This is a genomic window from Stenotrophomonas sp. YJH_SMC_80 (assembly GCF_059372495.1).
Window position 1 is genome coordinate 1 of sequence record NZ_JCAFVP010000001.1, and the last position, 20,485, is coordinate 20,485.

At 67.1% G+C, this 20,485-nt stretch carries 15 protein-coding genes; 9 read left to right on the forward strand and 6 right to left on the reverse strand.

The annotated features are described in order from the left end of the window. Positions 1 to 83: 83 nt before the first annotated feature. Positions 84 to 827: a proteasome-type protease gene (locus AC5P99_RS00005; protein WP_049450617.1), complete on the reverse strand. Its 744-nt coding sequence runs from the start codon at positions 825 to 827 to the stop codon at positions 84 to 86. Between the two features lie 91 nt (positions 828 to 918). Between AC5P99_RS00005 and folK the strand changes: the two genes are divergently transcribed. Then, a complete protein-coding gene (folK, locus tag AC5P99_RS00010) occupies positions 919 to 1,404 on the forward strand; it encodes a 2-amino-4-hydroxy-6-hydroxymethyldihydropteridine diphosphokinase (RefSeq protein ID WP_012481279.1) in 486 nt (161 codons plus the stop codon). Positions 1,405 to 1,435: 31 nt separating this feature from the next. Here the strand turns inward: folK and AC5P99_RS00015 are convergent, their stop codons facing one another. Continuing rightward, a complete protein-coding gene (locus AC5P99_RS00015; protein WP_024957037.1) occupies positions 1,436 to 2,173 on the reverse strand; it encodes a pteridine reductase in 738 nt (245 codons plus the stop codon). Positions 2,174 to 2,232: 59 nt separating this feature from the next. Between AC5P99_RS00015 and AC5P99_RS00020 the strand changes: the two genes are divergently transcribed. Further along, positions 2,233 to 3,417, forward strand: coding sequence for a class I SAM-dependent methyltransferase (locus AC5P99_RS00020; protein WP_012481278.1), 1,185 nt, complete (start codon positions 2,233 to 2,235; stop codon positions 3,415 to 3,417). Beyond that, positions 3,414 to 3,806, forward strand: a complete 393-nt coding sequence (locus AC5P99_RS00025; protein ID WP_108270548.1) for a VanZ family protein — start codon at positions 3,414 to 3,416, stop codon at positions 3,804 to 3,806. The genes AC5P99_RS00020 and AC5P99_RS00025 overlap by 4 nt, the downstream gene beginning before the upstream one ends. Before the next feature lie 105 nt (positions 3,807 to 3,911). Here AC5P99_RS00025 and AC5P99_RS00030 read toward each other — a convergent pair whose 3' ends face one another. The 3 genes from AC5P99_RS00030 to AC5P99_RS00040 form a co-directional block, all read right to left on the reverse strand. Next, positions 3,912 to 6,269: a beta-N-acetylhexosaminidase gene (locus tag AC5P99_RS00030; RefSeq protein ID WP_322534303.1), complete on the reverse strand. Its 2,358-nt coding sequence runs from the start codon at positions 6,267 to 6,269 to the stop codon at positions 3,912 to 3,914. Between the two features lie 111 nt (positions 6,270 to 6,380). After that, positions 6,381 to 9,089, reverse strand: coding sequence for a TonB-dependent receptor (locus AC5P99_RS00035; protein ID WP_005411048.1), 2,709 nt, complete (start codon positions 9,087 to 9,089; stop codon positions 6,381 to 6,383). A 143-nt stretch (positions 9,090 to 9,232) separates the two neighbouring features. Continuing rightward, a complete protein-coding gene (locus AC5P99_RS00040; protein WP_049450611.1) occupies positions 9,233 to 10,252 on the reverse strand; it encodes a glucokinase family protein in 1,020 nt (339 codons plus the stop codon). A 378-nt stretch (positions 10,253 to 10,630) separates the two neighbouring features. On the opposite strand from AC5P99_RS00040, the gene AC5P99_RS00045 reads away from it, so the two are divergent. The 6 genes from AC5P99_RS00045 (at position 10,631) to AC5P99_RS00070 (ending at position 19,604) form a co-directional block, all read left to right on the forward strand. After that, positions 10,631 to 11,920 carry a sugar MFS transporter gene (locus AC5P99_RS00045; RefSeq protein ID WP_088428836.1) on the forward strand — a complete coding sequence of 430 codons (1,290 nt, stop codon included), beginning with the start codon at positions 10,631 to 10,633 and terminating at the stop codon, positions 11,918 to 11,920. Positions 11,921 to 11,959: 39 nt separating this feature from the next. Next, positions 11,960 to 13,027: a LacI family DNA-binding transcriptional regulator gene (locus AC5P99_RS00050; RefSeq protein WP_005411045.1), complete on the forward strand. Its 1,068-nt coding sequence runs from the start codon at positions 11,960 to 11,962 to the stop codon at positions 13,025 to 13,027. A 7-nt stretch (positions 13,028 to 13,034) separates the two neighbouring features. Beyond that, on the forward strand, positions 13,035 to 14,063 hold the full coding sequence (locus AC5P99_RS00055) for an SIS domain-containing protein (RefSeq protein ID WP_005411044.1): 1,029 nt from the start codon (positions 13,035 to 13,037) through the stop codon (positions 14,061 to 14,063). Then, positions 14,063 to 15,211, forward strand: a complete 1,149-nt coding sequence (gene nagA / locus AC5P99_RS00060) for an N-acetylglucosamine-6-phosphate deacetylase (RefSeq protein WP_495212783.1) — start codon at positions 14,063 to 14,065, stop codon at positions 15,209 to 15,211. Before AC5P99_RS00055 ends, nagA begins: the two co-directional genes overlap by 1 nt. Continuing rightward, positions 15,211 to 16,278 (forward strand): acyltransferase family protein, encoded by a 1,068-nt coding sequence (locus tag AC5P99_RS00065; protein ID WP_495212784.1) that lies wholly within the window; start codon positions 15,211 to 15,213, stop codon positions 16,276 to 16,278. Before nagA ends, AC5P99_RS00065 begins: the two co-directional genes overlap by 1 nt. Positions 16,279 to 16,577: 299 nt before the next feature. Next, a complete protein-coding gene (locus AC5P99_RS00070) occupies positions 16,578 to 19,604 on the forward strand; it encodes an autotransporter outer membrane beta-barrel domain-containing protein (RefSeq protein WP_197567768.1) in 3,027 nt (1,008 codons plus the stop codon). Positions 19,605 to 19,692: 88 nt separating this feature from the next. On the opposite strand, the gene AC5P99_RS00075 is transcribed toward AC5P99_RS00070, so the two are convergent. Next, complete coding sequence (locus tag AC5P99_RS00075) at positions 19,693 to 20,127, reverse strand: hypothetical protein (protein WP_049450599.1); 435 nt, start codon at positions 20,125 to 20,127, stop codon at positions 19,693 to 19,695. Positions 20,128 to 20,485 lie beyond the last annotated feature (358 nt).

A 20,485-nucleotide genomic window follows, 5' to 3' on the forward strand; every position in this document is an offset into this window, starting at 1 on the left:
CTGGGCTGATGCCCGGTAGTGCCGGCCGCTGGCCGGCATCCCTGTGTGGCGGGATCAATGCGGTTGCCGGCCAGCGGCCGGCACTACCGTTCGGCAGTTTCCCAGGGGAAGCGTGGCAGGGCGTCCACCGCCTGTTCCAGGCGCCGTGACCAGTTCTGGTGGATGTCCGCATACAACGTTGAATCCGCGCCGAGCCGCAGCTGCTGCCCGATGCGCAGGTCACCATCACGCAGCAGCGCCAGGTCGATCGGCAGGCCTACCGACAGATTGGAGCGAATGGTCGAATCCAGCGACACGATTGCCGTGCGCGCCGCGTCCTCCAGGCGTGTGGCCGGGCTGAGGATGCGGTCCAGGATGGGCTTGCCGTACTTGGACTCACCGATCTGAAGATAGGGCGTCTCCGGCGAAGCGGCGATGGCGTTGCCGAGCGGGTAGATCATGTACAGCCCGGGCCGCTCGCCAGCGATCTGGCCACCGAAGATCAGCGTGGCCTGGGTGTTGACCCCGTCATGGCCGTGCTCGCTGTGGCTGCTGTGCACCTGACTGTCCACCAGCAGCTGGCCGACGTACTCGGCAGCTTCGAACAGATGGGTCATGTCGCGCAGGTTGGGCGTGCGCCGTTCACCGGCGTCGCGCCCCAGGCGTGACACCAGCAGCTGGGTGGTGGCCAGGTTGCCAGCCGCCATCAGCACGTAGGCTGCCTGGCCGGGGTACTCGAACACGTGCAGCTTGCGGTGCACGCGCACATCGTCCAGCGAGGCATTGGTCCGGGTGTCGGCAGCGAAGACCAGGCCTTCGTCCACCTCGATTCCAACGCAATAGGTCATGTCGGTGCCCTATCATGTGCGTCCCGGATTGTAGGCAGGCCGCCGTGACGACGGCATGTCCACGCCCCCCAAGTGCCGTCACCTGAACCGCATGACCACCGTGCTCCTGAGCCTGGGCAGCAACGTCCAGCCCCGCCGCTACCTCCACGCCGCGGTGACGGCCCTGCGCGAGCGCTTTGGCGCACTGCAGGTGTCACCCGCCTACCGTACTGCCGCGGTCGGCTTCGATGGCCCGGCCTTCCTCAACAATGCGGTGGCGATCGAGACCGATCTGCCGCTGCAGGAACTGGACGACTGGCTGCATGCGCTGGAAGACGCGCATGGCCGCGATCGCAGTGGGCCGCGCTTCTCCGACCGGACCCTGGATATCGACGTGGTGTTCTACGGCGACCTGGTGGTGGAAGGCCCCGGCCACCTGCGCATTCCGCGCCCGGAACTGAAGCATGCCTTCGTGCTGAAGCCGCTTGCGGACATCGCGCCGGGCTTCATCGACCCGGTCAGCGGGCAGGACCTGGCCACGCTGTGGCGGGCGCACGCGCAGTTTGGCGAAGCGTTCGAGGTGGTGGACCTGGAATGACGGCGGTTGCCGGCCAGCGGCCGGCACTACCTCAACTGACCGTGCGCCCGCCATCCACGCGCAGGGTGTGGCCGGTGACGAAGCTGGCTTCGGCCACCAGCCAGTAGACCGCTTCGGCGATCTCCTCGACCGTGCCGATCCGCGCCAGCGGCGTGCGCGCCAGCAACGCCTCGCGGGCGAAATCGTCCTTGCCCTGTTCCGGCCACAGGATCGCACCCGGCGCGACCGCATTGACCCGCACCTTCGGCGCCAGCTCCAGTGCCAGCGAGCGGGTGGCCATCTCCAGCGCGGCCTTGGCCATGGTGTAGGCGATGTGGTCGCGCATCGGGTCGGTGCCATGCAGATCGGTCAGGTTGACGATGCAACCCTGCTGGCGGCGCAGGTAGGGCGCCGCCGCCTGTGACAGCAGCAGCGGCGCGCGTGCATTGACCGCGTACAGCTCGTCCATCGCCTCGGCGGTGACCTGGCCGAGCGGGGTGGGGAAGAAGTTGGAGGCGTTGTTGACCAGCGCGTCCAGTCGGCCGAAGTGGGTGACCGCCTGTTCCACCAGGTCGGCCAGGGCGTCGGCGTCACGCAGGTCGGCCTGCAGGGCCAGCACGCTGCCCGGGCGCACGTTGTCGAAATCGAACGCGGCCTGCTGCAGCTCGGCGCTGGAGGTATTGGCGTGCAGCACCACCGACCAGCCACAGGCGTGGAACTGGCGGGCGATGGCCGCACCGATCCGGCGCGCGCTGCCGGTGATCAGGACCACGGGGTGGGTATCGCTCATCGAGGGTCCTCCAAGGCTCGGCTATCCTGTGCACCATTGTCACCGCATTCGAAGACGCCATGCAGCCCACCTTCCCCCTGCCCGAAGCCGATGCCCTGGCCCATAGCGACCAGCTGGCGGCCGCCCTGCGCGCCGAGATCCTTGCGCAGGGCGGGGCGATGCCGTTCTCGCGCTTCATGGAGCTCTGCCTGTATGCCCCCGGCTGGGGCTATTACAGCGCCGGCGCCAGCAAGTTCGGTGGCAGTGGCGACTTCACCACCGCCCCCGAGCTCGGCAGCCTGTTCGCCGGCAGCGTGGCCAATGCGCTGGCGCCGGTGTTTGCCCAGCTGGGTGCGCAGGCGCGCATGCTGGAACTGGGCGGCGGCACCGGCGCCTTCGCCGAGGCGGTGCTGCTGCGCCTGGCCGAGCTGGACGCGCTGCCGTCGCGCTACGCCATCCTGGAACCCAGCGCCGACCTGCGCGAGCGCCAGCAGCAGCGCCTGCAGCAGAACCTGCCGGCGGAGCTGGCCGCGCGGGTGGATTGGGTCGACCGCCCGTTCGAGGAGGACTGGGAAGGGGTGGTGTTCGCCAACGAGGTGATCGACGCGCTGCCGACCCCGCGCTTCCTGATCCGGGACGGCGAGGTCTACGAGGAAACCGTCGAGCTGGACGCCGAGGGCAACTTCATCCGTGGCGCGCAGCCGGCCGACATCCTGCTCAACGGTGCGGTGCGCCATATCGAGCGCTACCTGGAAAAGCCTTTCGCCGAAGGCTACCGTTCTGAAGTGCTGCCGCAGCTGCCGTACTGGCTGCAGGCGGTGGCCGGTGGCATGCAGCGTGGTGCGATGCTGTTCGTCGACTACGGCTACAGCCGCAGCGAGTTCTACCAGCACGACCGCGACGATGGCACCGTGCGTGCGTTCTACCGCCACCACGTGCACAACGACGTGCACCGCTGGCCGGGGTTGCAGGACATCACCGCGTCGGTGGATTTCACCGCGATGGCCGAGGCCGGCATGCACGGCGGATTCGAGCTGGCCGGCTACTGCAGCCAGGCCAGCTTCCTGCTCGGCAACGGCCTGGACCAGGTGCTGCTGCTGGCCGAGGAACGCACCGATGAGGTCGGCCGCATCCAGCTGCGCGACCAGGTGAAGAAGCTGACCCTGCCGACCGAGATGGGCGAGCGCTTCCAGGCCATCGGCCTGCAGCGTGGTGTCGACTTCGAACCGGCCTTCGAGCTGGGTGACCTGAGCTGGCGCCTGTGAGCGAGGTGTTGTCGGCGATCAAGCCGCTGCGGCGGCCGCGGTTGTGGGCCGGGCTGTGGGCGACGGCAGTACTGCTGGTGATCGTGGTCTGCCTCATTCCACCGCCGCCGATTCCGTTGCCGGAAAACAGCGACAAGGGCGAGCACTTCCTCGCCTATTTCATCCTGGCCGGCAGCGCGGTGCAGCTGTTCCGTCGGGGCCGCCCGCTGCTGTGGGTGGGCGTGGGCCTGGTGCTGATGGGCATCGGCATCGAATTTGCCCAGGGCGCGCTGACCAGCAACCGCATGGCCGACCCGATGGATGCCATCGCCAACACGATCGGTGTGCTCACCGGCATGGCCACCGCACTGACCCCGCTGCGCGACCTGCTGCTGCGCTGGCGCGGGTAAAGGCGTGCCAACCCAGGTTGGCACCTACCCGTAGATCCACGCCATGCGTGGATGCTCTGCCCGAGGTGCCGACCAAGGCCGGCACCCACCCGGACAGGCCTGCCGTCATTTCCCCAGGGTCACCTCATCCAGCACCCACATCGCCGGGCGCGTGTCGCCAGTGAAGTTGATGCACAGGTCACCGCTGCCTTGCGTCCCCTTCGGCAGCGCCGCGCGCAGGGTCACGAAGCCATCGGCATCCGGCTTGGCCGGCAACGGCACTTCCGCCAGCACCTTGCCGCTGCAGTCGCCACGACGCACGAGCATCTCACCGTGTGGCCGCTTGGCCTTCTCGAAGCGACGCTTGGGTTCATCGTGGGCAAGCTGGAAGTAGTACGGAATACGCCCCGCGCGGACTTCCAGGCTGCCGATGCCGTTCAGCTGTGCCTGCGGCCAGCGCCAGCACGGCTGGAAGATGTCCACGTTGAACACCGCACGGTTGCCTTCGCGTGGGCCATCGTCTTCCAGGCGCAGCACCAGGCCCTTCTTGCCCACGCAGCTGAGCAGCTCATCGCTGCGGCGGCTGAGCAGCGACTGTGCGGTGAAGGTGGCAATGGTCGGTTTTGCCGCCAGCATCTGGCCCTGGTAGAACGCGGCAGCCTGCACGGTGGTTGGCAGTTTTCCTGTCAGCGGCTGCTGGTACAGCGGTGACTGCGCGCTCACCGGCTGGCCATCGGTGCTGTAGCGCACTTCATAGCCCAGCGGATTGGCCAGCGACACCGTCACCGTGTTGTCCGCGCGATTGTCGGTGTAGTCCACGCCCACTTCGAACGGGGTCTGCGCATAGGCCAGGCCCCAGGCACGGTAGCGCTGCAGCTGGGACGGCAGGCGCGCGAGGAAATCGCGGAAATCGCGATGTTCCGGCGTGCTCCAGCCGGTCTCGGCCACGGCGGCCAGGCGTGGGAACAGGTTGTGCTGCAGGCGTGCGTAGCTGCGCGTGTGCTCGGTGAACATGTTGGCCTGCAGGCCGAGGATGTGCCCGCGCTTGTCAGCGGCCAGCTCGGCCGGCACCGGCTCGAAGTTGTACAGCTTGCCGAGGTTGACCTGGGTCGGGCGGCCGGGCGGTTCGTTCGGCGAGGCCGTCTGCAGGTAATCCAGATAGAGGTAGCCAACCGGCGACATGATCACGTCATGGCCGGCGCTGGCCGCAGCCAGGCCGCCTTCGGTGCCCTGCCAGGACATCACCGTGGCCTGCGGCGGCAGCCCGCCTTCGAGGATCTCATCCCAGCCGATCAGGCGCCGGTCGTGCTCCTCCAGGAAGGTCTCCAGGCGCTTGATGATGTGGCTCTGCATGGCCATTTCATCCTTGATGCCCAGCGCACGCATGCGCTGCTGCACCTGCTTCGACGCTTCCCACTGGTCCTTCACCGCCTCGTCGCCACCGACGTGCACGTACTTGGCCGGGAACAGGTCGATCACTTCTTCCAGCACGTTCTCGAGGAAGGTGACGGTGCTGTCTTCAGTGTTGAACAGGTTGGGGAACACGCCCCATTCACTGATCGGTTTCAACGGCGTATCGATGGTGCCCAGCTCCGGATACGCAGCAATCGCGGCAGTCGCGTGGCCCGGCACATCGATTTCCGGAATCACCTGGATATGCAGCTTCGCCGCATAGGCGATTACCTCGCGAATCTGGTCCTGCGTGTAGAAACCGCAATACGGATGCTCCTTGCCAGTGACCGGATCGATGCCACCGTCGCCGGCCGGCAGGCGGCAGCTGCCCACGTCGGTCAGCTTCGGGTAGCGCTTGATCTCCATGCGCCAGCCCTGGTCGTCGGTGAGGTGCCAGTGGAAGGTGTTGAGCTTGTGCGCGGCCATCGCGTCGAGCACGCGCTTGATCTCGTCCAGGCTCTGGAAGTGACGTGCGGAATCGAGCATGAAACCGCGCCAGCTGAAGCGCGGCGCGTCCTGGATCTGCACCGCCGGCAGCACGCCATTGCTGCCGCCGGTGGCGAGCTGGGCGAGGGTAGTCGCGCCGTAGAACAGGCCGGTTTCGTTGCCGGCCTGGATCAGCACGCCCTGCGCGGTGCTCTCCAGCGTGTAGCTTTCGCCGCTGTCGCGGAAGGTGGGCACGATCTGGAAGCGGATGCTGCCCGACGTGCCTGCCGCCTTGCCGCTGGCTCGTGCAAGGCGCGGACCACCGCTGCGGGCCAGCAGATCGGCGAACTGGCTGGCGACGCGCTGCGCGGCTTCGCCTTCGGCCTGCAGCACGGTGTCGGCGCGGACGGTGATGCCGCTGCCCTGGCCGCGCTGCACGGTCGCCGGTGCGGGAATCAGCATGAGGCTGCCGGCGCGCAGCAGAGGGCCGGGTGCTTCAGTGGCGGGTATGGGGTCGGCGGCAAGTGCCGGCAGTGCCGGCAACAGGGCGAGCAGGCTGCCCAGCAGCACTGCGCTGCGCATCCGGGCGCGGGAAGGCTTGACCATCGGTACGACTCCTTGGAACGGTGCGATGAACGCTATACATGAAAAACGCCGGGCCCGGAATGACCCAGGCCCGGCGTGCGTGCACGACTCGGCGATGTTGCCGCCGCTGGATCAGTACTTGAAGCGGAAGTTGAGGTAGTACTGGCGACCGTTGCTGTAGAACGAGGTCGGGATGGCCGCGGTCTGGTAGTACTTGTAGGTCGGGTTGTTGAGGTTGAGCGCATCGAAGCTGATGCTCAGCCAGTCGGTGGCCTTGTAGCTCAGCGACGCCGACAGGGTGCCGAAGTCATCCTGGTAGTACGGGTTGGCGCCGGACAGGCCGATCAGGAACGACGAACGGCGGGTGTAGCTGACGCGTGCACCGAAGGTATCGTTCTCGAAGTAGGCACCGACGTTGTAGGTGTTCTTCGAAGTACCCAGCAGGTTGTCGCTGCCATCGGCCCAGGTGTGGTCGGTGCTGCCATCGGCGTAGGTGTAGTTGGCATTGACACCGAAGTACTCGCCGATCGGCTGCTCATAGGCCACTTCGATACCGCGCACCTTGCCGTCGGCATTGCGCGGGCGGGAGATGTTGTACTCCTCGAGACGGTTGGTCAGCTCGCTGAACAGCATTTCCTTCTCGGTGCTGAAGGCGACGTAGTCCTTCAGGCGCATCGAGTAGGCACCGATCGACAACATGCCGCGCGGCATGAAATACCACTCCAGGTTGGCGTCGAAGTTGGTCGACACCACCGGCTTCAACTTCGGATTGCCGCCACCGCCGGTCCGGTTCAGGTCCGAACCGTACGACGAGGCACCCAGTGCCGAGAAGTCCGGCAGGGTCTGGGTCTGCGAGGCGGCCACGCGCAGCACCAGGTCGTCACGCAGGTCGTACTTGAAGTTGGCGCTCGGCAGCACACGGTTGTGCTTGTTCTCGAACGCTTCGCGGGTCCACGCGCCGAACAGGCTGCTCACGTCCGGCACGGTCGAGCCGGTGGCGGCGGCGTAGGTATCGATATCCTGCTTGATGTTGACGTAGCGCAGGCCGACGTTGCCGCTCCAGCGGTCGCCGCTGAAGTTGCCCTGTACGTAAGCAGCAAAGTTCTTCTCGGACACCTTCCACTCGGCGCCGTAGTTGTGGCGGCCGGTCGGGCCGTCATTGCCGGACAGCCAGGTGGAGTTGTTGGTCACCGCTTCCTTCAGTGCGCCCGGGGTGAAGTACCACAGGTCACGCGGGAAGCTGCCACCGATGCCGTTGGCGAAGCCACCGGGGAAGTTGGCGGTGGCGCCGTTCTTCAGCGCATTCCAGATCGCGCCCGGGGTTGCGCCTTCCGGCGACTTGGCCTCGCGCTTGTGGTCGCCGAAGCGGGCGCCGAAATCAATCGAGTTCAGTACGCCAGCGTCGGCGAAGTACTGGTTGAAATCGAGCGTGGCCCACTTTTCCTTGTCGATCGCGGTGACCTGCTGGTTGCCCCAGGTGCCGAAGTCGGTCACGCCGCTCGGGCCGATGTTGCCCCCGACGTTCCAGTCGATCGGCGAGCCGTTGCCGTGGGTTGCCCAGGTGGCGCCGCCACCACGGGCCAGGTTGACTTCGGCGATGTACTGGCGCGGCGTTTCGCCGGTGCCCTTGGTGCTGCCAGCCTGGAATTTCATGCCCAGGTTGTCGCTGATCTGCCAGTCGGCATCGAAGGTGATGTAGTTGGTCTTGGCCTTCGACTCGCGGTAGATCATGTCGTACACCGCGTAGTCGCGGTCGGCCTGGCCGGCGAAGGTGGCGTTGGACAGCACGCCATCCTTGATGACGTAACCCGGATTCGGGGCCTGGCCCGGAATCAGGATCTTGTTGCCATTGGCATCTTCAACGGTGCGGTCATTGAGGATGCGGCCACCCCACAGCATGAAGTTGCGGTTGTAGTTGTTCGCCTTCAATTCCGAGCTGAAGCCTTCCAGGCCCAGGGTCAGGTTGTCCATCGGCTTGAACTGCAGCGACACCAGGCCGCCCTTGCGCTCGCGGGTCTGTTCGAACAGGGTCGAGCCGAGCAGGCCCGGCGCGTATACGCCGGCCAGGTCCGGGTTGGACTTGGCCACGGTGCCATTCGGATCGATCTGGAAGAAACCGCCCGGGATTTCCTGCGCTTCGCGGCGCAGCTCGCGCTTCTGGCTGAAGGCCTGCACCATCACGCCGAAGTTGCCTTCGTCGTTCTTGTAGTTGAACAGTGCCGACAGCTGCGGGTCGTTGGACTTGGCCTGGTCCGAACGCACCATGCCGATGGAGCCTTCCGCAGTGAGCTGCTTGGAGAATTCCAGCGGCTTGCGGGTGAGGATGTTGACGGTACCGGTGGTGCCGCCGTCCTGCAGCTTGGCCTGCGAGGACTTGTTCACTTCCACCGAGCGCACCAGTTCCGATGGCAGCAACGAGTAGCTCACGCTGCGGCCGACGTTGTTGCCCTGGCTGAGCACGAACCAGTCGGCGGTGCCGACGGTGTGGCCGTTGATCAGGGTCTGGGTCAGGCTCGGGCTGGTACCACGCAGGCTGACGCGGTCGGCTTCGTCGAAGCCGCCTTCGTCGGCGCTGGACGAGCTGATGTTCACGCCCGGCAGGCGCTGCAGGGTGTCGGCGACGTTGTGCGCGGGCAGCTTGCCCACGTCTTCGGCGGTGACCACTTCCACGCGCGCATTGGCTTCGCGCTTGGTGTCCAGCGATTTTTCCATCGACCCACGGATGCCGGTGACCTGCACGGTATCCAGGTCGGTGGCGGTCTGGGCGGCCTGCTGCGCATGTGCACTGAAGGCGATGCAGCTGACGATGGCGGCCGAAAGCAGGGTCTTGCGGGTGTTCATGATGTCTCTCCTCATCACTCGATTGGATGCCGGCGGCGGTGTTCGATTACGGTTGCGATGACATGCGCGGGGCGGCGGCGAAGTCCCGTGCGTTGGCGTGCCACGTACTGCGTGCTGCGATTGCGTTGAAGCCTGTTGCGGTGTCAGGCGACCGACTGCTGCTGCAGGTACCAGCTGGCAGCGCCGACCACGCCCAGCTGGCCGTGCTCGACGACCTTCACCGGGATGCGTGCCAGCGCTTCGCCCATCGGCCCCTTCTGCAGGTAGCGTTCGACGAAGGTGCTGGCGTGCAGGTATTCGCGGATCTGCGGCAGGATGCCGCCGGCCAGGTAGACGCCACCATGGGCGCCGTAGAACAGCGCCATGTCGCCGATGGTGCTGCCGAGCAGGCCGCAGAACACATCCAGCGCCTGGCGCGCATGTGCATCGCTGTCGGCCATGGCCGCAGCGGTGACCGCGTCGGGGCTGGCCAGGGTCGGCGCCTGGCCCTGCAGCGCGCATACCGCGCGGTACAGGTTCATCAGGCCCGGGCCGGAGATCGCGTGTTCGATCGACACGTGCGCGCGGTCGCGCTGCATGTGGCGGACGATGGCCATTTCCAGTTCGGTGCTGGCGGCCAGGGTCGGTTGGCCGGCTTCGGTCGGGAGCACCACCGGGCCGTGCGCGGTGGGGATCCACAGCGCGGCGCCGAGGCCGGTACCGGGGCCGACCACCAGGGTCGGGCCGCGGGCGGCGGTTTCCGGTCCGCACAGGTGCAGCACGCCACTGGCGTCAACCTGCGCGGCGGCATAGGCCACGGCTTCGAAGTCGTTGACGATGTAGACCCGCTGCAGGCCGACGTCGGCTTCCACCTGGCGCGCCGACAGCGGCCACGGCAGGTTGGCGGTGATCACCGTGCCGTCCTCGCGGGCGTAACCGGCACTAGCGACCACGCAGTGCGTGGGCCGCGGGCCTTCGCCGAGGAAGTCGGACAGGATCGCGCTGAGGCCTGCATGGTCGGCGTTGCGGTACTTGCGGTACTCCAGCACCTGCACCGGATGGGCGGCATCACCGCTGGCCTGGACCCGGGCCACGCGCACATGGGTGCCACCGACGTCGGCGGCCAGGAACGAGGGCGCGATTCGGGACAGGACATGGGCCGGGGCGGGGTGGCTGGCGGTCACGCGGGCTCCTGCTGCAGGTGGGGCCGTCCCCAAGGCTCGAGGGCGGCGATTGGGGCGGAGTCTGTAACCGCGCTGACAACGATGTCAACGAGTTCGTGACACTTTCGTTGCTGCGTCGCAACGAATGCGGCGTGCAGTAAACGTTTACATGGCGTGAGCATGGGTTTCACGCTGGAGCCGTTGCTGCACGGGGCTCAAGGGCTGCGGCGCATTCAGCACGATCCGCTGCCATCGGGTTGCGCAGTGCAGCACGAGGTTCACGCGGCCTCGCGGGGAAGTTGACAAACCTCGGTTGTCCATCGAAAGAATGTGACAACGTTGTTCCCAGCCACTCTCCGACGCCGCGTTCTGCGGCCGTCGCCGCAGGAGCCCTTCCCGATGTCCGCCGTCTCCGCTGCAAGCGTGCGCCCGAACGTGGCCACCTCCATCGCCATCGTCGGCGTGCTGTTCTTCCTGATCGGCTTCTTCACCTGGCTCAACGGCCCGCTGATCACCTTCGTCAAGCTCGCCTTCGAACTCAGCGAGGTCGGCGCCTTCCTGGTGCTGATGGTGTTCTACCTGTCCTACTTCTTCCTGGCCCTGCCGTCATCGTGGATCCTGCGCCGCACCGGCATGAAGAAGGGCCTGAGCCTGAGCCTGCTGGTGATGGCCGGGGGCGCCGCGCTGTTCGGCGAATTCGCCACCCAGCGCTGGTACCCCGGCGCACTGGGCGGCCTGTTCGTGATCGGCAGCGGCCTGGCCCTGCTGCAGACGGCCATCAACCCGTACATCTCCATCCTTGGGCCGATCGAAACGGCGGCGCGGCGCATCGCGTTGATGGGCATCTGCAACAAGATCGCCGGCATCCTGGCGCCGATCCTGATCGGCACGGTGGTGCTGCATGGCATTGGCGATCTGGACGTGCAGGTGCAGGCGGCCGATGCCGCGACCAAGGCCGTGCTGCTGAACCAGTTTGCGGCCAAGATCCATGCCCCGTACCTGGCCATGGCGGCGCTGCTGGTGGTGTTGGCGGTGGCGATCCTGTTCTCGCCGCTGCCGGAAATCAAATCGTCCGAAGCCAACGCGACGCCGGTGGCCGCCGGTGCGGTCGAGCGCCGCAGCATCTTCCAGTTCCCGCACCTGTGGCTGGGCGTGCTGTGCCTGTTCGTGTACGTGGGCGTGGAAGTGATGGCCGGTGATGCCATCGGCACCTACGGCCATGGCTTCAACCTGCCGCTGGACGAGACCAAGATGTTCACCGCCTTCACCCTGGGCGCGATGCTGGTCGGTTACGTGGTCGGCCTGCTGGTGATTCCGCGGGTGGTGTCGCAGTCGCGCTACCTGACCATTTCGGCGGTGCTGGGCGTGGTGTTCTGCCTGGGCGCGTGGGCAACGCACGGCTATGTGTCGGTGGCCTTCGTGGCCCTGCTGGGCTTTGCCAACGCCATGATGTGGCCGGCCATCTTCCCGCTGGCGATCCGTGGCCTGGGCCGCTTCACCGAAACCGGCTCGGCCCTGCTGGTGATGGGCATCGCCGGTGGCGCGATCATTCCGCAGCTGTTCGCCCTGCTCAAGCAGCACATCGATTTCCAGCTGACCTTCGTGCTGCTGATGGTGCCGTGCTACCTGTACATCCTGTTCTATTCGGTGATCGGGCATCGCGCCGGCCTGCCGCAGGACAAGGCCTGATCGGCGATGATGGACGGCAGCCAACCCCAGGGAAAACCCATGCGCAGAGCGACCATCAAGGACGTTGCGGAGAAAGCCAAGGTCTCGCTGAAGACGGTCTCGCGCGTGATCAACAACGAGCCCTCGGTGATGCAGGCCACCCGCGCGCGGGTGCTGCGTGCCATCGCCGAGCTGGACTACGAGCCCGATCCGTCCGCGCGCAACCTGCGCAGCGGCACCACCTTCGTGATCGGGCTGGTCTACGACAACCCGAACCCATACCACATCATCGGCGTGCAGAACGGCGTGCTCGCCGCCTGCCGCGAGACCGGGTTCGGGCTGCAGATCCATCCCTGCGATTCCAGCTCGCCGCTGCTGGCCGATGAACTGGCCGACTGGGTGCAGCGTTCACGCCTGGCCGGGCTGGTGCTGACCGCACCGATGTCCGAGCGCCGCGACCTGATCCAGGCCCTGACCGCGCGTGGCATCAAGCTGGTGCGCATCATCGCCGCCACCGAAGACCCGGCCGATGGCGCCTGTGTGTTCGTGGACGACCGCGAGGCCGCCTACGAGATCACCGAGCACCTGATCCAGCTGGGCCACCAGCGCATCGGCTTCCTCTGGGGCGGCAGCTCGCACCGGTCTTCGGGCGAGCGCTACGCCGGTTACGAAGCCGCGCTGAAGGACTACGGCATGACCGTGGACAAGCACCTGGTGGTGCAGGGCGACTACACCTTCGATGACGGTTTCCGCGGTGCGCGCCGCCTGCTGGCGCTGCGCGAGCCACCTACCGCCATCTTCGGTTCCAACGATGAAATCGCCGCCGGGGTACTGGCAGCCGCAAAGTCGGCCGGCATGAACGTGCCGTACGACCTGTCCATCGCCGGTTTCGAGGACAGCCCGTTCTCGCGCCAGTCGTGGCCGCCGCTGACCACGGCCAAGCAGGCCACCGAAGACATCGCCCGCCACGCCGCGCGCCTGCTGATCGCGCAGCTGCGCAGCGATGCCTACGACGACGCGCCGGCGCCGCTGCACAACCAGGGCTTCGTGCCGCAGCTGGTGGTGCGTGGTTCGACCGCGCCGATGCGCCCCGCCGGCGCACGCCCCCTTCCTTCCGATCCTGCCTGAGCCTGCCATGTCGCTGTCAGACCCCACGTCCACCCTGATGTTCGCCGAGGCCGCTGAAGCGGCCGACGTGGTCGCGCGCCAGTTCTCGCGCAACCACGCCACCATGGAAACCCTGGCCGCCAGCCTGCGTGCTGCACCGCCGCCGTTCGTGGTCACCTGTGCACGCGGCAGCTCCGACCACGCCGCCACCTATGGCAAGTATCTGCTGGAAACCCAGCTGGGCCTGGTGGTCGCGTCGGCCTCGCCATCGGTGGGGTCGGTCTACGCCGCACCATTGCAGCTGCGCGGCGCACTGTTCATCGTCATCTCGCAGTCGGGCAAGAGCCCGGACCTGCTGCGCAACGCCGAGGCCGCCAAGGCGGCCGGTGCGCGCGTGATCGCGCTGGTCAACGTCGAGGATTCACCGCTGGCGCAGCTGGCCGACACGGTCATTCCGCTGCACGCGGGTGCCGAAAAGAGCGTGGCGGCGACCAAGAGTTACCTGGCGTCGCTGGCCGCGCTGCTGCAGCTGGCCGCGTACTGGAAGCAGGACAGCAGCCTGCGCGCGGCGCTGGACCTGCTGCCCGACGCCCTGCGTGAGGCGTGGCAGTGTGACTGGAGCGCGGTGACCGAAGGCCTGGTCGAGGCCACCAACCTGTTCGTGCTCGGCCGTGGCCTGGGCCTGGGGGCGGCGCAGGAAGCGGCGCTGAAGTTCAAGGAAACCTGCAGCCTGCATGCCGAAGCCTACAGCTCGGCTGAAGTGAAGCATGGCCCGATGGCGCTGGTCGACCGCGGCTTCCCGGTGCTGGCCTTTGCCCAGCCGGATGAAACCGGCGCCGGCACCCGTGCCGTCGTCGAAGAATTCACCGCGCGTGGCGCACAGGTATGGATGGCCGGTGCTGGCGGCAACCTGCCGGTGGCTGCTGCGCCGCACCCGCTGTGCGCACCGCTGCTGACCGTGCAGAGCTTCTACCGCGCGATCAATGCGCTGGCGCTGCGTCGTGGCTTCAACCCGGACCTGCCGCCGCACCTGAACAAGGTGACGGAGACCGTGTAATGGCGACCGTCCTGCGCAATGCCCGCATCCTGGCGGGCGACGACTTCCGCGATGATCTGGCGCTGGTGATCGAGAACGGTCGCATCAGCGCGCTGTTGCCCGACGCCGCACCGCAGCTCGGCCATGCCGCCGAGCAGGTGGACCTGGGTGGCGGCTGGCTGCTGCCCGGCTTCATCGATGTGCAGGTCAATGGTGGCGGTGGTGCGCTGTTCAACAACACGCCGGACGTGGCGGCACTGCGCACCATCGCGCAGGCGCACCGCCGTTTCGGCACCACGGCGATGCTGCCGACCCTGATCAGTGATGACGTGGCAGTGATGCGCGAAGCGATCGCTGCGATGCGCGAGGCGATCACGCAGGGTGTACCAGGCGTGATCGGCATCCACCTGGAAGGCCCGTACATCGCACCGGCGCGCAAGGGCACGCACGATGCCAGCAAGTTCCGCGTGCCGGACGAAGAAGAAATCGCGCTGGCGGCATCGCTGGACAACGGTGTGACCGTGCTGACGCTGGCGCCGGAGCGCGTGCCGCTGGAGACCATCCGTGCGCTGGTCGAGCGTGGTGTGATCGTTGCTGCCGGGCACACCGCAGGTACCTACGAAGCGATCCGTGCCGGCCTGGATGCCGGTGTGCGTGGCTTCACCCACCTGTACAACGCGATGTCGCCGCTGCAGGGCCGTGAGCCCGGTGCGGTGGGCGCCGCGTTGGAGGACCGCGACAGCTGGATCGGCATCATCGTCGATGGCGTTCACGTGCACCCGGCCAGCCTGCGCGTGGCACTGGCGACCAAGCCGCGAGGCCGCCTGCTGCTGGTGACCGATGCGATGCCGCCGGTCGGTGCCGACAATCCCAGCTACGTGCTGTACGGCGAAACCATTACCGCCGTCGACGGCGTGGTGCGCAATGCTGCCGGTTCGCTGGCCGGCTCGGCGCTGGACATGGCCACCGCGGTGCGCAACACCGTGCAGCTGCTTGGCCAGCCGCTGGCCGAAGCGGCGCGCATGGCATCGACGTACCCAGCGCAGTTCCTCAATGTCGATGATCGCCTGGGCCACATCGCCGAGGGCTACCAGGCCGACCTGGTGCTGCTGGACGACGCCCTGCAGGTGCGGGGTACCTGGATTGCCGGACAGTACGAGGCCGCCTGATGAACAGTTCGCCGCCACGCCGGCTGGGCTCGATCGATGCCCTGCGCGGCATCACCGTGGCGGCGATGCTGCTGGTCAACAATCCGGGCGACTGGAGTGCGGTGTTCGCGCCGCTGCGTCACTCGGAATGGCATGGCTGCACGCCCACCGACCTGGTGTTCCCGTTCTTCCTGTTCCTGGTGGGCGTGTCGATGGCCTTCAGCGTGGCACCGCGCGCGCAGGATGCGGCGGCGCGACCCGCGTTGGCGCGCGGCGTGCTGGAGCGCGCGCTGCGCATCCTGGTGGCCGGTGCGCTGCTGCACCTGCTGATCTGGTGGGCACTGGATACGCATCACTTCCGCATCTGGGGCGTGCTGCAACGCATCGCGGTGTGTGCGGCGTTGGTGGGCGTACTGGCGGTCTACGCGCGACCGCGCGTGCAGGTGGGCGCTTTGATCGCGCTGCTGGTGGGGTACACCGTGTTGCTGCTGGGCAGCGGCGACCTGGCGCCGTGGACCAACCCGGCCAGCCGCCTGGATACCGCGCTGTTCGCACCGTGGATCTACCAGTGGCATGCCGATACCGGACTGGGCCATGACCCGGAAGGATTGCTGAGCACGCTGGGGGCGCTGGCCAGTACCGTGCTCGGCCTGCTTGCCGGTGGCCTGCTGCGCAACGGGCGTTCGGCGGCATTGGCAGGGCTGGGCGTGGCGACCGCTGTGCTGGGCCTGCTGCTGGCCGTGGTTCTGCCGTTGAACAAGCAGCTGTGGACGCCCAGCTACGTGCTGTGGACCGGCGGCCTGGCCGCGCTGGCACTGTGGCTGGGCCACGTGCTGATCGACCAGAAGGGTTGGCCGGCACTCGGCCGGCGCTTCGGGGTCAATGCGATCACCGCGTACCTGGGGGCATCGGTGATGTCGGTGGTGCTGATGGCCACCGGGATCTGGGGGTGGATCTGGCAGCAGCTGGCCACCGCGATGCCGCAGGCGCTGGAGCTGGCGTCGATGCTGCAGGCGCTGGTGTTCGTCGCACTGTGGTGGGGCGTGGCGTGGTGGCTGGATAAGCGGAAGATCTACCTGAAGATCTGACCCCATCCGCCAACGGCATCCAGGCATGACGTAGATTTACCAGGTGCCATGAGCGAATCGATTGGCGATGCAGGATCAGTAGATCCACGCCATGCATGGATGCTTTGCGCGTGATTCCGGATGCCGGGAAAAATGAATGATTTCAGCCACATCACATCGGCGTGAGGGCTGGGCGATTTCACATCTGAACTGTGATTTCCCGCACGCAAGTTCACCTATCGAAATGGTTCACCACACGGCAGACTGCAAGCGCCGTGCCGCACATACGCAGTTCCTGATTTCCCGCCCAGGAGTGCCCCATGTACCGTGCCGTTCCGCGTGCGTTCCGTCCGCGCCGCCTTGCTGTTTCCGTGTTGCAGGCCCTCGCCGTTCCCTCCCTGCTTCTGACGACCGCCAGCGTTGCGTGGGCCGGCTGCAACAGCCCGGCACCGACCGCCGGCCAGACGGTCACCTGTGATACAAACGCGCCGAATCCGCAGACCACTCCCGTTACCGCAAATGGTGCGGCCGGCATCACCGTCAATGTCGCCGCCGGTGCACAGCTGCAGCAGAGTGGTGGTGGATCGGCCATCGCGCTGGTCGGCGCCGGTGGTCACCTGCTGTCAAACCAGGGCGCGATCAGTTCGGTCGGCGGTGTAGCCGTGCAGCTTGGGGGTGGCAGCCGCGTCGACAACACCGGCAGCATCAGCACCGGCAACAACACCGCCCTGCAGTTCGTCGGTGCGGGCGACAGCGTGCTGGTCAATCGAGGAACGATCAGCGGGCGCACCGGCGTACAGTTCGATGCGGGCAATGATCGCCTCGAGATGCAGAGCGGCAGCATCACCGGCGGCGTCCTGCAGGGCGATGGCAATGATGTGCTGCTGCTCAGCGATGGCACGATCGACAGCGTCGACCAGGGCGGCGGCGATGACCAGATGACCGTCACCGGCGGCGCCGTCACCGGCGTGGTGGCGCAGGGCAGTGGCCGCGATGATTTCATCATGAGTGGCGGCACGATCGGCGCGCTGCAGCAGGGCGACAACATCGATACCTTCCGCATGAGCGGTGGCCGCATCATCGGCGCGTTCGAGGATGGCGACCAGGCCTGGATGACCGCTGGCCGCATCGGCCGCGTCAACATGAAGCTGGACAAGAACCTGTGGGACCAGTCTGGCGGTACGGTTGACGGCAACGTGGTGACCGGCTTCGACACCGATACCATCATCATCTCGGGCACGGCCTACATCGGCGGCAACATCAGTGTCAGTGGCGGCAACGACAGCGTGACCATCACCGATGGCACCGTGCGCGGGCAGGTGCTGCTCAGTACCGGCAGCGACACCTTCAACTGGAACGGCGGTGGCATCGTCTACGGCGCGATCGACATGGGGCCGGACAACGACGTGGCCAACCTCAGCAGCCTCAACCAGGGCAACCTCGGTGCGGTGCCGCTGTTCGACGGCGGCAGTGGCATCGACCAGCTCAACTTCAACAACGTCAAGACCACGGGCGTTGGCCGCTTCCAGAACTGGGAGGCGATCAGCCTGGCCAACAGCACCGAGCTGACCTTTGATGGCGATCTGGTGCTGGGTGACAGCAGTACCGGCACCGGAACGCTCACCGTGGATGACACCAGCACCGTCTACGCGGGCAGTGGCAGCCATGCCGTCCGTCCGTTCAACAGTGGTGCACTGGTGGAGATGGTCAATGCCGGGCGCATCGACCTGACCGGTACTGGCGCCGGCGACGTGTTCACCGTGCGTGGCAACTACCGCGGTGACGGTGGTGGTCTGTACCTGCGCACCGTTCTGGGGGCGGACAATTCCACCAGCGACCGCCTGGTGATCGATGGCGGTGCCGCCACCGGCACGACCGGCATCGGGGTACTCAATGCGGGCGGCAGCGGTGCCGCCACGCTGGCCGATGGCATCCTGGTGGTGCAGGCGTTGAATGGTGGCCGCACCGCGCCGGGCGCGTTCTCGCTGTTTGCGCCGGTCGCGGCCGGTGCCTACGAGTACTTCCTGTTCAAGGGCGGTGTCAGCGCCGGCACCAGCGAGAACTGGTACCTGCGATCGACGCTGGTGACCGGGCCAACGCCGGCACCCAACGGTGATGGCAGCGCCGCGCCACCGCCGCTGACGCCGCCGGTCGCACCGCCGCCGGCGATCACCCCGGCACCGCCGCCGCCACCGGAAGGCGCCACCGATCCTGACCTGACCGCCGGCGAGACCGCGCCGCCACCGCCGCCACCGGAACCGGCGCCGGTGGCGCCGCCCAGTGACCCGGCGGTGCCGGACGTGCCAGTGGCCGGCGGTGCGCTGCCCGGTACCGGCGCCCCGCCAACGCCGGGTGCACGCCCGGCCGAAGGCGCGGTGGTGCCGCTGTACCGCGTGGAGGCCGCCGCCTACGCGGTGGTGCCACCGCTGCTGCGCGAGACCTCGCTGGCCAGTCTCGGCACGTTCCACGAGCGGCAGGGCGAGCAGCGCCTGCTGTACAACCAGGGCGCATTCCGCACCGCCTGGGGCCGGTTGGTGGGGCAGAGCAGCGAGATCCACTGGAAGGGGGATGCGCAGCCGGGCTTCGATGGCGATGTGATGGGCCTGCAGGCCGGCCTCGACGTGTGGGCTGCGGCGTCTGACAACCACCGCAACCAGATCGGCGTATTCGTTGGCCGCACCCGCGCGCAGGGCAAGACCACCGGCCTGGCCCTGGGCTGGGAGAACGTGCAGGTAGGCCAGAACCGCCTGGATGACAAGCACGTGGGCCTGTACTGGACGTTCACCGACAGCAGTGGCGGCTACATCGACGCCGTGGCGATGCAGAGCCGCTACGACGGCCGCGTGCGTTCCTCGCGTGGGCTCGGCTTCGGCATCAAGGGCGATGGCACCAGCGTGTCAGTGGAGGCCGGAAAGCCGCTGCTGCACGTCGGGCAGTCCGCATGGTGGCTGGAACCGCAGGTGCAGGTGATCTGGCAGCGCGCTTCGCTGGATGACCGTCGCGATGAAGTATCGAGCGTGCGCTTCGACAACGACAACGCCTGGACCGGCCGCATCGGCCTGCGCCTGGCCGGCGATTATCAGTTGGCCGACAACGGCTGGCAGCCGTATTTCAAGCTCAATTACTGGCATGGCCGTTCCGGCGAGGACCGCATCCGTTTCGACGACGACGTGATCGTCAATTCGCAGCGCTCGCGCGCGCTGGAAGCCGGCGTGGGTGTGGTCGGTCGCTTCAACCGCACCATCAGTGCGTACGCCGTGGCCGACTACACGCGCGAGCTGGGCGGCGACCGCAACGAGAAGCGCCGCATCATCGAAGGCAACATCGGCCTGCGCGCGGACTGGTGACAACCGCAACCTTGGGTAGGTGCCGACCTTGGTCGGCACGAATCCCACCCACGCCATGACCTCTGCGCAGCCGGGCATAGGCGCAGCTCTATAGCAGCGGTGCGCACGCATCCGGTTCCACCAACGCTCCGGCATGATCGGCCAATACCACCACTGCGTGCAGCAAGCCTTCCTCCACCTGCGGCGGACACTGCGCCTGCGCATCATCCATCTCGCGTGCCGACTGCGCCGCCAGCAACACGCCCCCACACGCAGACACTGCCGCCAGGCAGCGCGTTGCCTCCGCCAGGTCCCGGCCGCGCGCCTCGCTGAGTTGCCGCTCGCGCCACGCCTGGCCGTCGGCTGCGTGGCTGTGCGCGATGCCGCGCAACCGCGCGAAGAATGCGGAGGGCGGCGCCTGTTCGTTGGCTTCGGCGAGTGCATCTTCCAACGCTTCGGCGGCGGTAGTGGGCAGCTGCAGGCCGGGCAGTGCAGCGCCGAGCAATGCCTGCAGGCGTGGATAGGTGGGGTGGGGCGTGTTCATGGCGGCAACCTCACGAGGCAAGGCCACCTGCGGCGTGCAAGGTGGCGGGCGGTGCGGGTTGGCGTGCCGGTCAAAATCGAAACGAAAAAAAGCCGACGGATCACGAGGATCCCCACGCACCGCCCGCCATGGGCAAGCCGGTGCATTGTCGCGATTGCCGCTGAGGCGGCAACTCGATCGTTTCGATGTTTGATTCAGGACGCCAATCCCGGCCAGCGCAGGAGGCGCCGACGGAGGCAACCTTCTCGCGTTCTACGTGGCAATGACATGGGCAAAGTTGCAATTTACTGATCGCGTGCACGCTGTCTTGCTGCAACCCGCGGCGGGGCCAGATACGACAGTTCGCGCATGGCGAAAG

Excerpts from the sequence above, each read along its gene's own strand:
- AC5P99_RS00030 (WP_322534303.1), bottom strand. The coding sequence starts at position 6,269 with ATGGTCAAGCCTTCCCGCGCCCGGATGCGCAGCGCAGTGCTGCTGGGC.
- AC5P99_RS00075 (WP_049450599.1), bottom strand. The coding sequence starts at position 20,127 with ATGAACACGCCCCACCCCACCTATCCACGCCTGCAGGCATTGCTCGGC.
- nagA (WP_495212783.1), top strand. The coding sequence starts at position 14,063 with ATGGCGACCGTCCTGCGCAATGCCCGCATCCTGGCGGGCGACGACTTC.
- AC5P99_RS00065 (WP_495212784.1), top strand. The coding sequence starts at position 15,211 with ATGAACAGTTCGCCGCCACGCCGGCTGGGCTCGATCGATGCCCTGCGC.
- AC5P99_RS00050 (WP_005411045.1), top strand. The coding sequence starts at position 11,960 with ATGCGCAGAGCGACCATCAAGGACGTTGCGGAGAAAGCCAAGGTCTCG.
- AC5P99_RS00045 (WP_088428836.1), top strand. The coding sequence starts at position 10,631 with ATGTCCGCCGTCTCCGCTGCAAGCGTGCGCCCGAACGTGGCCACCTCC.
- AC5P99_RS00005 (WP_049450617.1), bottom strand. The coding sequence starts at position 827 with ATGACCTATTGCGTTGGAATCGAGGTGGACGAAGGCCTGGTCTTCGCT.
- AC5P99_RS00035 (WP_005411048.1), bottom strand. The coding sequence starts at position 9,089 with ATGAACACCCGCAAGACCCTGCTTTCGGCCGCCATCGTCAGCTGCATC.
- AC5P99_RS00020 (WP_012481278.1), top strand. The coding sequence starts at position 2,233 with ATGCAGCCCACCTTCCCCCTGCCCGAAGCCGATGCCCTGGCCCATAGC.
- folK (WP_012481279.1), top strand. The coding sequence starts at position 919 with ATGACCACCGTGCTCCTGAGCCTGGGCAGCAACGTCCAGCCCCGCCGC.
- AC5P99_RS00055 (WP_005411044.1), top strand. The coding sequence starts at position 13,035 with ATGTCGCTGTCAGACCCCACGTCCACCCTGATGTTCGCCGAGGCCGCT.
- AC5P99_RS00015 (WP_024957037.1), bottom strand. The coding sequence starts at position 2,173 with ATGAGCGATACCCACCCCGTGGTCCTGATCACCGGCAGCGCGCGCCGG.
- AC5P99_RS00070 (WP_197567768.1), top strand. The coding sequence starts at position 16,578 with ATGTACCGTGCCGTTCCGCGTGCGTTCCGTCCGCGCCGCCTTGCTGTT.